This is a genomic window from Piscibacillus sp. B03, from assembly GCF_052246295.1.
GTDB lineage: Bacteria > Bacillota > Bacilli > Bacillales > Alkalibacillaceae > Piscibacillus.
This window is the reverse complement of the sequence record NZ_JBQQCO010000002.1, coordinates 225,907-237,900: the sequence shown is the minus strand read 5'-3', so window position 1 is coordinate 237,900 and position 11,994 is coordinate 225,907. Positions and strand designations below refer to the sequence as shown.

General features: G+C 36.4%; 12 protein-coding genes. 1 reads left to right on the top strand and 11 read right to left on the bottom strand.

Annotated elements, in window-relative coordinates; all coding sequences use genetic code 11:
• Positions 1 to 192: 192 nt before the first annotated feature.
• The gene (locus ACTWQB_RS02870; RefSeq protein ID WP_443137670.1) at positions 193 to 636 is read right to left on the bottom strand and encodes a GatB/YqeY domain-containing protein; all 444 of its coding nucleotides are present in this window, start codon (positions 634 to 636) and stop codon (positions 193 to 195) included.
• Positions 637 to 654: 18 nt separating this feature from the next.
• A complete protein-coding gene (rpsU, locus tag ACTWQB_RS02865; RefSeq protein WP_054753022.1) occupies positions 655 to 831 on the bottom strand; it encodes a 30S ribosomal protein S21 in 177 nt (58 codons plus the stop codon).
• 156 nt (positions 832 to 987) lie between these two features.
• On the opposite strand from rpsU, the gene ACTWQB_RS02860 reads away from it, so the two are divergent.
• Positions 988 to 1,917, top strand: a complete 930-nt coding sequence (locus ACTWQB_RS02860; RefSeq protein WP_443137669.1) for a Na/Pi symporter — start codon at positions 988 to 990, stop codon at positions 1,915 to 1,917.
• Between the two features lie 89 nt (positions 1,918 to 2,006).
• Here ACTWQB_RS02860 and deoC read toward each other — a convergent pair whose 3' ends face one another.
• From deoC to hemW, 9 genes are all read right to left on the bottom strand, one after another.
• Positions 2,007 to 2,681, bottom strand: coding sequence for a deoxyribose-phosphate aldolase (gene deoC, locus ACTWQB_RS02855; RefSeq protein WP_443137668.1), 675 nt, complete (start codon positions 2,679 to 2,681; stop codon positions 2,007 to 2,009).
• A gap of 14 nt (positions 2,682 to 2,695) precedes the next feature.
• On the bottom strand, positions 2,696 to 4,048 hold the full coding sequence (gene mtaB / locus ACTWQB_RS02850; protein ID WP_443137667.1) for a tRNA (N(6)-L-threonylcarbamoyladenosine(37)-C(2))-methylthiotransferase MtaB: 1,353 nt from the start codon (positions 4,046 to 4,048) through the stop codon (positions 2,696 to 2,698).
• Positions 4,045 to 4,806, bottom strand: coding sequence for a 16S rRNA (uracil(1498)-N(3))-methyltransferase (locus ACTWQB_RS02845; protein WP_443137666.1), 762 nt, complete (start codon positions 4,804 to 4,806; stop codon positions 4,045 to 4,047). Before ACTWQB_RS02845 ends, mtaB begins: the two co-directional genes overlap by 4 nt.
• 14 nt (positions 4,807 to 4,820) lie before the next feature.
• Positions 4,821 to 5,765: a 50S ribosomal protein L11 methyltransferase gene (gene prmA / locus ACTWQB_RS02840; protein ID WP_443137665.1), complete on the bottom strand. Its 945-nt coding sequence runs from the start codon at positions 5,763 to 5,765 to the stop codon at positions 4,821 to 4,823.
• A 32-nt stretch (positions 5,766 to 5,797) separates the two neighbouring features.
• Complete coding sequence (dnaJ, locus tag ACTWQB_RS02835) at positions 5,798 to 6,925, bottom strand: molecular chaperone DnaJ (RefSeq protein ID WP_443137664.1); 1,128 nt, start codon at positions 6,923 to 6,925, stop codon at positions 5,798 to 5,800.
• Between the two features lie 207 nt (positions 6,926 to 7,132).
• The gene (gene dnaK / locus ACTWQB_RS02830; protein WP_091772626.1) at positions 7,133 to 8,962 is read right to left on the bottom strand and encodes a molecular chaperone DnaK; all 1,830 of its coding nucleotides are present in this window, start codon (positions 8,960 to 8,962) and stop codon (positions 7,133 to 7,135) included.
• Between the two features lie 41 nt (positions 8,963 to 9,003).
• Positions 9,004 to 9,570, bottom strand: a complete 567-nt coding sequence (grpE, locus tag ACTWQB_RS02825; protein ID WP_443137663.1) for a nucleotide exchange factor GrpE — start codon at positions 9,568 to 9,570, stop codon at positions 9,004 to 9,006.
• Positions 9,571 to 9,718: 148 nt separating this feature from the next.
• Positions 9,719 to 10,750: a heat-inducible transcriptional repressor HrcA gene (gene hrcA / locus ACTWQB_RS02820; RefSeq protein ID WP_443137662.1), complete on the bottom strand. Its 1,032-nt coding sequence runs from the start codon at positions 10,748 to 10,750 to the stop codon at positions 9,719 to 9,721.
• Between the two features lie 76 nt (positions 10,751 to 10,826).
• Positions 10,827 to 11,990, bottom strand: a complete 1,164-nt coding sequence (gene hemW, locus ACTWQB_RS02815) for a radical SAM family heme chaperone HemW (RefSeq protein WP_443137661.1) — start codon at positions 11,988 to 11,990, stop codon at positions 10,827 to 10,829.
• Between the last annotated feature and the right edge of the window lie 4 nt (positions 11,991 to 11,994).

Below are 11,994 nucleotides of genomic sequence, written 5' to 3'. Positions count from 1 at the left end.
TAGTGGAGTTCGAGGAGGCTCGCGGATCGCCCGCGGAAAGGGAAGGCCTAACCTGGAAGGTTCCCCTTAAAACACATAGTGAATTATCAGAAAATAACCTTTACCCCAACAAATATTATAGAGCCAAAAAATAAAATACCTAACCAAAACATTTCTAAGAAGTTTCGGATTAGGTATTTTATTACTTAGTCATTATTGTAAATGGTTCATGACCATTTTATTTACTTTTGAGCCATCTGCTTGACCTTTAACCTTAGGCATAACGGCACTCATCACTTTCCCCATATCACTTTTGGATGATGCACCGACTTCATTAATCGTATTAATGACAATTTGCTCAAGTTCTTCATCAGACAATTGCTCTGGTAAATAACCTTGAATAATTTCTAATTCTTGCTCAGTTTTTTCTGCTAGATCATCACGATTTGCATTCTTAAACTCCTGGAGGGAATCTTTTCTTTGCTTTACTTCACGCGTTAACACTTGCATTTCATCGTCTTCAGATAACTCCTCGCCCTTTTTAATTGCTTCATTCTGTAATGAAGACTTAACCATGCGAATAACAGTGAGACGATCTTTTTCCTTGTTCTTTAATGCTTGTTTCATATCTTGATTCAAACGTTCAAGCAAAGTCATTCCATGTTACACCCTCTTCTATTTTTTACGCTTTCTAGCAGCTTCTGACTTTTTCTTTCTACGTACGCTAGGCTTTTCGTAGTATTCACGCTTACGATACTCAGACAATGTGCCGTTCTTTGAAACACTACGTCTAAAGCGTCGAAGAGCATCTTCAATTGACTCATTTTTTTTAACGCGAGTTGTATTTGACATGCTCAACCCTCCCTCCAAATAAAACACAAAATAAAACATGTGCACCTTTCACACATCTTTAGTTATTATATTAAACATTTCTATAAAAATCAATAACCATCAAACTTTTATTCATGTTTATACAACTTTTCCATAAAATTAAATGAGGTGTTGGACATGTATAACGTTATAATGCAAATCTTCCTGTTCATAGGTATTTTCTTATTTGGAATCACACTAATGAGAATTGGAATTAAAGGCTTAACATATAATCAACTTGGAAAATTAACACCAAAACTAACTCCACTCAATGGTTTAATTTTTGGTTTGTTTTTCACTTTAATATTACAAAGTAGTTCCGCCTCAATCGCATTACTTGTGACATTTTTGGCCTCAATGAAAATGTCATTACCCTTCGCGATTAGTTATTTAATTGGGGCAAATATTGGGACAACTTTCACAGCACAATTATTTGTTTGGAATGAAGTACACCTTATGTTATTTTGTTTAATCTTAGGTTTTGTCATGATTTTAATTCACAACCAAAAAACATTGCTTTTTGGACTAATCATTTTCGGTTTAGGTGTTGTCTTTAGTGCATTAAACGGATTTGAAAATTTAATTCATATTATTCCAACCGACCGGATTCAATATATTGTACATTCAGAACATAACTCGCCAGTTGCATTATCTATATTCGGCATGATCTTTACTATGTTAATTCAATCGTCTACCGTTGCAACTGGTATGCTGATGAGTTTCTCACATGATGGCGCAATTCCTTTAATACAGATTTATTACGTGTTACTCGGAGCTAATATCGGTACTTGTTTCACAGTATATTTAGTATCACTTAGACAGCCATACCATGCGAGAATTACTGCATACGCACATATATGGATGAATGTACTAGGAGCCATCATTGCCTTTCCGTTAATAGTTGGTCAGCCTCTTGTTAATTTAGCTCAATGGCTATCCAGCGTGCCGGAACAACAAGTTGTGTGGATTGCAGTTGGATATAATGTATTAACTGGACTTTTATTCTTCATTTTAATGAAGCCATTCATAAAGTTTATCACTACGATACACAGACCATCTATTCCTTAAAAGAAAAGGCTTTGTTAACGTTTAGTGATTTGAAGAGAAAAAGGCGATTCCCTTCTTGAAGGAATCGCCATTAATAATGATTTAATATTTTAGTAATCGCTATCTGCAACATTACCTTTAACGATTTCAACACCTGATGAGGCACCAATACGTGTAGCGCCTGCATCGATCATAGCATTCGCATCGTCAAGACTACGAACACCACCAGAAGCTTTAACACCCATTTCTGGTCCTACTGTCAATCTCATTAATTTGACGTCCTCAACTGTTGCTCCTCCACCAGAGAATCCAGTTGACGTTTTAACAAAATCCGCCCCTGCTTTCTTAGATAATTCACAAGCTTTTACTTTTTCATCTTTAGTTAATAATGACGTTTCAATAATAACTTTTACAAGAGCTTTATCTTTTGCAGCATCTACAACTGCTTGAATGTCACGTTCAACTTCTTCATAACGTCCATCTTTTAATGATCCAATGTTAATGACCATGTCCACTTCTGTTGCACCATTTTCAATTGCGTTTTTAGTTTCAAAAGCCTTAGTTTCAGACGTTGTAGCTCCTAAAGGGAAACCAATTACTGTACACACTTTAACCTCAGTCTCTTTTAGTAATTCATAACAATGAGGCACCCAAGTAGGATTCACACAAACAGAAGCAAATCCATTCTCTTTTGCCTCTTGACAGATTTGATTAATCTTTTCCGACTGTGTATCAGGTTTTAACTGGGTATGGTCGATCATTGACGCTAAATTAGTTTTTGACATTATTTATTCACTCCTTATTGATTTGCAGCCTGTTTAACTGGAGCATCATCCATAACACGAACAAACTCCGCTTCATTGTATGGATAACCAGCTTTCGTAACTTTAACTTTAACAATTTTCCCAACCATATCTTCTGTTGCTGGGAACACTACTTTTAAGTAGTTATCTGTGTAACCTTCATACATCCCACTTTCAGGGTCACGTTTGTACTTTTCTTCTGGTATCACTTCAAGTACTTCATCTTCATACTGTGAAGCATACTCTTTTGCCTGCTGGTTAGATAGCTCAATTAATTTACGAACTCGCTCATGTTTAATCTCATCATCAATTTGATCTTTCATGCGCGCAGCAGGTGTTCCTGTACGTTGTGAGTAAGGAAAAACATGTAATTCAGAGAATCCAATTTCTTGAATTGAACGATATGTTTCCATAAATTCCTCTTCAGTTTCACCTGGGAAGCCGACAATTACATCAGATGTAATGGCTAAGCCAGGTAATGCCTGCTTAACCTTCTTTACTCTAGACATGTAAAATTCCATTGTGTATTTTCTGCGCATACGTTTTAACACCGTGTCAGAACCAGATTGTAAAGGAATGTGTAAATGACGTACAACCTTTTCAGATTGATCCAACACTTCAATCACTTCATCACTAATTTGGCTCGCTTCAATTGAAGAAATACGGATGCGTTTTAATCCTCTAACTTGTGACTCAAGATCTCGTAATAACTGAGCTAAATTATAATCTTTTAAATCTTCACCGTAACCACCAGTATGAATACCTGTTAATACAATTTCTTTATAACCAGCATCAACTAATTGTTGAGCTTGTTTTACAACCTCTTCTGGTGGACGGGAACGCATCAGCCCTCTAGCCCACGGAATAATACAGAATGTACAAAAGTTGTTACAACCTTCTTGAATTTTAAGTGATGCACGAGTTCGGTCTGTGAACTGTGGAACATCCATTTCCTCGAACACACGAGTTTTCATAATGTTTCTGACGCCATTAATTGGTTCACGATCTTTTTTATATTGCTCTATGTACTCAAGCATTTTTCGACGTTCTTGGGTACCAACAACAATATCAACACCAGGAATCTCCATGATTTCATCTGGTGACGTTTGTGCATAACAACCAGTTACACAAATGACAGCTTCAGGATTTTTACGGACAGCTCGTCGTATAACCTGACGACTTTTACGATCACCTGTATTAGTAACTGTACACGTATTGATTACGTAAACATCAGAGTGTTGATTAAAATCGACACGCTCGTAATCGTTTTCTTTAAAGAATTGCCAAATGGCTTCAGTTTCGTAATGATTTACTTTACACCCTAAAGTGTGAAACGCTACAGTTGTCACACTTCGCACCTCCATTCTTCAAAATAAAATGATATAGCTGACAAAGCATATAATGGGGCTGTTTCAGTCCTTAAAATCCTTGGGCCAAGCCGAATCGATTGGCATCCTTGTCGTTTTAGATAACTAATTTCTTTTTCTGAAAAACCGCCTTCAGGTCCAACAATTATTAAAATATGGTCACCTTCATTAACTTGCTGAATAGCTGCTTTGAATGATGAGGAATGATTCGTATCATCCTTAGCTTCTAACTCACTTGCTACCCAGAGATGATTATATGTTTTGGATTGGATTAGTTCTTTTAATGATTGCTTTGCATGAATAACTGGAACAATTGAACGGTGAGATTGTTCACTAGCTTCTTTAGCAATTTTGCGTAACCTATCTAGCTTTTTTTGTTCCTTTTTATGATCCCATTTTACAATAGTCCGATCCATTTGTAATGGAACAAAATGTTCCATTCCTAGTTCAGTGGATTTTTGAACAATTAGATCTAATTTATCACCTTTAGGTAAACCCTGAGCTAAAGTTACACTTATAGGTAATTCCTGTTGTTCTGTTAACTTTTCGATTAATTCACAGATAACGGAACGATCATCAATTTGTTTAATTTCACACAGATAGGACAATCCATTTGAACTACAAATAACAGATTGCCCTTCTTTCATTCGCATGACATTAACAATATGGTGATAATCATCATCTATAATAGTAACCGTATCATCTTTCCATTGATCTGATGGGATAAAATAGCGTTGCATGTTTGTTACCTCATTTATCTAGGTTTTCTGGCAACTATAGAAATCCAGTCTTCCATTGCATTTACTTCTACAATTTCAAACCCTGATGATTTTAAAGCCTCTTTCACCACATCTTTTTTTCCTTGAATAATTCCAGACGTGATGAAGTATCCACCTGGTTTTACTTTTTCATAAGCATCGTCTATAAACTCTAATATAATTTCTGCTAATATATTTGAGACAATAAGGTCTGCACCAGGCTCAACCTCGTTTAATAGATTATTTTGTTTAGCTTCTACGCGGTCTTGTGCGTTATTTAATTTAACATTTATTTGAGTACTTTTAACAGCAACTTCATCTAAGTCAAATGCTTTAATATATTTTGCACCTAAGTGAGCTGCCGCGATGGTTAAAACGCCTGATCCAGACCCAACATCATAAACAATATCCCCTTCTTCTACATATTGTTCCAAAGCTTGTATTGATAATACAGTTGTTGGGTGTGTCCCCGTTCCGAAAGCCATACCTGGATCAAGCTCAATAATAATTTCATCACTACTTACAGGTTCATATTCTTCCCAAGTTGGAGTAATAGTAATTTTCTCAGATATTTTCACAGGTTTATAATATTTTTTCCAAGCTGTTGCCCATTCTTCTTCATTGACTTCTGAGATCGTAACATTGTTATGGCCAATATCGATATCATATTTAACTAAGTTGTTAATAGATTGTTTAATTTCATCTACGGTCTCACCTAAAAAACTATTCACTGGAAGGTAAGCTTTCACATAAACACCTTCACTTGGGTAATTACTTGGGTCAAGCTCATAGATTGTACCGAACAACTTAACATCATCTTCGATATATAAATCTTGTGGGTCTTCAATAACTACACCACTTGCCCCTGCTTCATGAAGAATATTAGAAATTGGCTCTATAGCTTCGTTTGTAGTATGAACCTTTAACTCCGACCACTTCATAACGGATCACTCACTTTATATTTTTTAACCTATTAACCTTTAAAAGCACGTTTCATACGTTGGAATAAGTTGTCTTGCTGTTCATCTAAAGCATGATCGTCACTTAATTCATGGAATTCTCTTAATAGCTCTTTCTGACGCTCATTTAGACTCTTTGGAACAACAACTTTAACTAAAATATGTTGATCGCCTTGACCATGCCCATGCACATTAGGGGCCCCTTTACCTTTTAATCTAAAGTGGGTACCTGTTTGTGTACCAGCAGGAACTTTTAACTTAACTCGACCATGCACAGTAGGTACTTCAATTTCATCACCTAATGCTGCTTGTGTAAACGTAATAGGCATTTCACATAGTATATCATCGCCATCACGTTCAAAGAATTCATGACGTTTCACGCGAATGACAACAAATAAATCACCAGCAGGTCCTCCGTTCACACCTGGACCACCTTGGCCAGTTACACGAATCTGTTGTCCATCATCCACTCCAGCTGGAATGCGTAAATCAATTTTCTTACGCGTTTTAACTTGCCCATCACCACCACAAGTTTGGCATTTTTCTTCAACTTGCTTTCCGCTTCCTTGACAATGGTGACAAACTCTACGATTTACGACTCTACCAAACGGCGTGTTTTGCTCCACATTTAATTGTCCTGTACCATGACAGTGTTGACACGTATGAACTGATGTACCAGGTTTAGCACCAGACCCGTCACAAGTATCACAATTTTCTTCTTTAGGAATCTCAATCGTGGTTTCCTTGCCAAAGATTGCTTCTTCAAACTCTATTTCCATTGTATATTGAAGATCTTGACCTTGTCTTGGAGCGTTCGGGTCACGACGTCTTCTACCGCCGCCACCAAAGAACATATCAAAGATATCACCGAAATCGCCAAAGTCTTCGAAGCCGCCAAATCCACCTTGACCAGCACCTTGTTGAGTTCCGGCATGGCCAAACTGATCATATTGCTGACGTTTTTGTGCATTACTTAACACTTCATAAGCTTCTTTAACTTCTTTAAATTTATCAGCGGCATTATCTTCCTGACTAACATCAGGGTGATATTTTCTCGCTAGTTTACGATATGCTTTTTTTATTTCTTCCTTAGATGCATCTTTAGACACACCAAGTACTTCATAATAATCTCGTTTACTCAATTGAAGATCACTCTCCCGTACCTTCTCGCATAGATTTTATCATAACATTACCATCTTTGTTACTGCAATCACTTAAGGGAATATACGAATAATTAAAATAAACAGTATTTTAATTAAGAATAAAAAACGTTTATTTTAGTCCTAAATGATGATGCTGAAAAAAAGTCAAAGTCAAGATTGTCCTGACTTTGACTTTTTAAGTAAAAGTTATTTTTTATCGTCTTCATTAACTTCTTCGTAGTCTGCATCAACCACGTTGTCGTCATTATTAGCTTCACCAGCTTGACCTTCAGCTTGCTGAGCTTGTTGTTGAGCTTGCTCATATAGTTTAACTGAAAGATTTTGAACTTCTTGTTCTAGCGCTTCCTTCTTAGCTTTAATTTCTTCAAAGTCTTCACCTTCTAGAGCTTTCTTAAGCTCTTCTTTAGCATCTTCAGCTTTTTGTTTTTCTTCATCAGATACATTATCGCCTAAGTCTTTAATCGTTTTATCAGTTTGGAAGACTAGTTGATCAGCTTCATTGCGAAGTTCAACTTGTTCACGGCGCTTCTTATCTGCTTCTGCATTTTCCTCAGCTTCTTTAACCATTTGCTCTACTTCTTCTTCTGAAAGGCCTGAAGAAGATTTAATCGTAATGGATTGTTCTTTGTTAGTTCCCATATCTTTCGCACTAACGTTAACAATTCCATTTGCGTCAATGTCGAACTTAACCTCGATTTGAGGTACACCGCGTGGTGCTGGTGGAATATCAGTTAATTGGAAGCGTCCAAGAGTCTTGTTGTCCTGTGCCATTTCACGTTCACCCTGTAACACGTGAATGTCTACAGCCGTTTGGTTGTCAGCTGCTGTAGAGAATACTTGAGAATGGCTTGTCGGGATTGTTGTATTACGTTCGATTAATTTAGTAAATACGCCACCCATTGTCTCAATTCCTAATGAAAGTGGTGTGACATCTAATAATACAACGTCTTTCACATCACCTTGTAAGACTCCGCCTTGAATAGCAGCACCTAACGCAACTACTTCATCAGGGTTAACACCTTTAGAAGGTTCTTTTCCAACTTCTTTTTCAATAGCTTTTTGAACAGCAGGAATACGAGTTGAACCACCGACTAAAATAACTTTATCAATTTCTGAGGCTGACATATCAGCATCTTTTAAAGCTTGACGAGTTGGTTTCATCGTTCTTTCTACTAGATCCGCTGATAATTCTTCGAATTTCGCACGAGTTAAATTCATTTCTAAGTGTAATGGACCTGCTTCACCTGCAGTGATGAATGGTAGTGAAATCTGAGTTTGAGCTACACCTGAAAGGTCTTTCTTAGCTTTTTCAGCAGCATCTTTTAAGCGCTGTAGAGCCATTTTATCTTGAGAAAGATCAATTCCATTTTCTTTTTTGAATTCTTCGACCATATGATCAATAATCACTTGGTCAAAGTCGTCACCACCAAGTTTGTTATCACCGGCTGTAGCAACAACTTCAAATGTACCATCGCCAATATCTAAAATAGAAACGTCGAAAGTACCTCCACCTAGGTCATAAACAAGTACTGTTTGATCTTCATCTTGATCAATACCATAAGCTAAAGCAGCCGCAGTTGGTTCGTTGATAATACGTTCAACTTCTAAACCTGCGATTTTACCTGCATCTTTTGTTGCTTGACGTTCTGCATCGTTGAAGTAAGCAGGTACTGTAATAACAGCTTTAGTCACTTCTTCACCTAAATAATCTTCAGCATAAGCTTTAATATGCTGTAAGATAATCGCAGAAACTTCTTGAGGCGTATATTCTTTTCCTTCAATTTCTTCTTTATGATTAGTACCCATATAACGTTTGATAGATTGAATCGTATTAGGGTTTGTAATCGCTTGACGTTTCGCGACTTCACCTACTTGGCGTTCACCATTTTTGAACGACACAACAGATGGTGTTGTGCGATTTCCTTCTGGGTTAGGGATGACTTTTGCTTCGCCACCTTCCATAACTGCTACACATGAGTTTGTTGTACCTAAGTCAATACCGATGATTTTACTCATTGATAAATCCTCCCTTATTCTTAGTGTCAATTATTATTTTTTTATTCATTAACCTTAACCATTGCTGGTCGGATTACCCGATCTTTCAATTTATAACCTTTTTGTAGAACTTCAACCACTTGATTAGATTCATAGCCTTCCTCTTGCACTTGCATCACGGCTTGGTGCAAGTTAGGGTCAAACTCTTCTTTTTCCGCTTGAATCTCTTCTACTCCAGCTTTTCCAAGTGCTTGATGAAGCTGGTTATATACCATTTTCATTCCTTCTACAAATGACTGACTTCCTTCATCGTTCACTTCTGTTTGAAGTGCTCGTTCAAAGTTATCTAATACAGGTAAAATTTCCGTAACTAACTCTTGGGATTTATATTTCAAGTCATTCTCTCGTTCCTTTTGAGTACGACGACGGAAATTATCAAAGTCGGCTTGTGTACGCAAAAACTTGTTCTTTAATTCTTCTTTTTCAGTTTCAAGTTGTTTAATTTGTTTTTGTAGCTGTTCATCGCTGTGTTGCTCTTGTTCTTCATTAACAGATTCATTACTTCCTTCGACCTGTTCATCGTTAGTAACTTCTTCTTGTTGTTCTTGGTTCATTGTTTTTTTATCCATTTCGTCACCTCCAACGATTCCCTTCCTTTTCCAATTGTTAAATATACCATGAATTCAGAAAATGACAAGTATTTAACCGTAAGAAAACTTGGCTATTGAATCTTGCCAAGTTTTTTATAACACTTTAACAATATAAGCATTTCCGCTTTTATTGTTCAGTAAACCACTTCTGTAATGTCTGGGACATTTGGCCACTCCATAAATCTAAAATCGATACAGCTTTCGCATAATCCATACGTGTGGGCCCGAGTAACGCAATCGTACCAACCTGATTATCACCAAGTGAGTAAGTAGTTGTGATTAAGGTACAGTTACTCATTTCTTCAATCTTATTTTCCTGCCCAATATAAATGTGCAGTCCTTCATCTTCACTCTTTAAGACAGGGGCAATCTGTTCTTCACTTTCCATAATGTCAAATAGAGATCTAATTTTATCGACATCAGCGAATTCCGGTTGAGATAATATATTTGTCTTACCACTTACGTATAGATTAGTAGGTTGTTCTGTAAACAAGGCTTGATTAAGTAATTGATAAGATTTGTGAAAGTCATTTGTATATTTTTTGAGAAGATACTTAACTTCTGTTTCAATAAATCTGTCAAGATATACAATTGGGACTCCACTTAATTTTTCATTAAGAATATTAACTGTTTTTTTTAAATCGGACTGGTCCAATCCTTCAGGAATAGCAAAAGAACGGTGTTCCACATGTCCTTTATCTGTAATAAGTATGGCAATTGCTGATTGGTTATTTAACGGAACAATTTGTAACTGTTTAAGTTTTGTTTCATAAACTTGGGGACCTAGCACCAGTGTTGTATACCTTGTCAACTCAGATAAAATGTGTGCAGAGTTCTGCATAACACGTTCTAACTCCATCATACGTTCACTGAATGATTGTTGAATTTGATTCACTTCATGTTTAGATAACTGCAACGGAGACATTATGTGATCGACATAATATCGATACCCTTTTTCAGAAGGGATACGCCCAGAAGAAGAGTGAGTTTTTTCTAAATACCCTAAATCTTCTAAGTCAGCCATTTCATTACGAATGGTCGCAGGGCTGAAAGATACATTCTCTTTCTTAGCAATATTACGCGAACCTACGGGTTGAGCGGTCTCTATGAAGTCATCAACAATCACTTTTAACACTAGTAATTGACGATCTGTCAACATGTCTATCACCCCTGTTAGCACTCAGTTGTTTCGAGTGCTAATTCTAATAATAAATTATCAAAATCATATTAACGTGTCAATTATTAAACACTTTTTTATAAGTATCTTCTTCTAACAAAAATGACGCGAAAACATCATTTCCAAACATAAGACCTTTATCGGTTAAATAAATACGCGTTCCGTCATTAATTAACCAGCCTTTTTCAACAAGGGATTCAATCTCGCTATTATATAATTCAAATAGGGAAACATTATATTTAGCTTTAAATTCTTGATCAGATACACCTTCTGCTCTTCGCAACCCTAAAAACATTTCTTCTTCTACTTTTTCTTTTAATGTTATAGAGTCTCGGTGGAGAACTGGTTTATTCCAATGTTCAAGTGCGTCATTATAATGGTTCACAGGTCTCAAATTAACATAGCGCTCTTCATTTAAGTAACCATGAGCCCCCGCACCAAAGGCATAATACTCTTCATTATTCCAATAAGTTAAATTGTGCTTACTTTCATAACCAGGTACAGCATAATTACTTATTTCATAATGTTTCTTACCCGCTTGGTCCATCATTTCCATTAACATAGATAACATTTCTGCTTCATCTTCTTCAGGTGGTTTATTTAATTTACCTTGTTGGTGACGCATATGAAAGATTGTTCTTGGCTCAATTTGAAGTGCATAGGCAGAGTAATGTGGTAAATCAAATGCTAATGCTAAATCAAGTGTTTGTTTAAAATGTTCTATGGATTGATCAGGTAAGGCATATATAAAATCCATGCTAATGTTATTTAATCCATATTTCTTCAACACCTGTACTGTGTTCGTCACATCTTCTACAGTATGGTTACGATTTAATAGTTTTAGAAAGTCGTCATCTAAAACTTGCACCCCTAAGGATACTCGGTTGATCCCATACTCTTTCATAACTCGAACATGGCCTTCCTCAAACTCACCTGGATTAGCCTCAATCGTAAACTCTTCCACCTGTTCCACTTGAATAAACTCATTGATCGTTCTAAGTAAATATTCTAATTGTTGTTCATTAAGGCTAGTTGGTGTCCCTCCACCAAGATAAACAGAGCGAGGAGAAATCTTTTGATCTCCAAGGTATAGTTGCATTTCTTTTCTCAGATTTTTTAAATATGCATCTGCTAATTCTCTGTTATAATATATTTTTGCAAAATCACAGTAATGGCAGATTTCATGACAAAACGGAATGTGTATATAAACTGAGCGGTCCAATTCT

Coding starts and splice junctions, on each gene's coding strand:
- hrcA (WP_443137662.1), bottom strand. CDS start 10,750: ATGTTGACAGATCGTCAATTACTAGTGTTAAAAGTGATTGTTGATGAC.
- deoC (WP_443137668.1), bottom strand. CDS start 2,681: ATGTCAAAAACTAATTTAGCGTCAATGATCGACCATACCCAGTTAAAA.
- rpsU (WP_054753022.1), bottom strand. CDS start 831: ATGTCAAATACAACTCGCGTTAAAAAAAATGAGTCAATTGAAGATGCT.
- ACTWQB_RS02870 (WP_443137670.1), bottom strand. CDS start 636: ATGACTTTGCTTGAACGTTTGAATCAAGATATGAAACAAGCATTAAAG.
- ACTWQB_RS02860 (WP_443137669.1), top strand. CDS start 988: ATGTATAACGTTATAATGCAAATCTTCCTGTTCATAGGTATTTTCTTA.
- grpE (WP_443137663.1), bottom strand. CDS start 9,570: ATGGATAAAAAAACAATGAACCAAGAACAACAAGAAGAAGTTACTAAC.
- dnaK (WP_091772626.1), bottom strand. CDS start 8,962: ATGAGTAAAATCATCGGTATTGACTTAGGTACAACAAACTCATGTGTA.
- ACTWQB_RS02845 (WP_443137666.1), bottom strand. CDS start 4,806: ATGCAACGCTATTTTATCCCATCAGATCAATGGAAAGATGATACGGTT.
- prmA (WP_443137665.1), bottom strand. CDS start 5,765: ATGAAGTGGTCGGAGTTAAAGGTTCATACTACAAACGAAGCTATAGAG.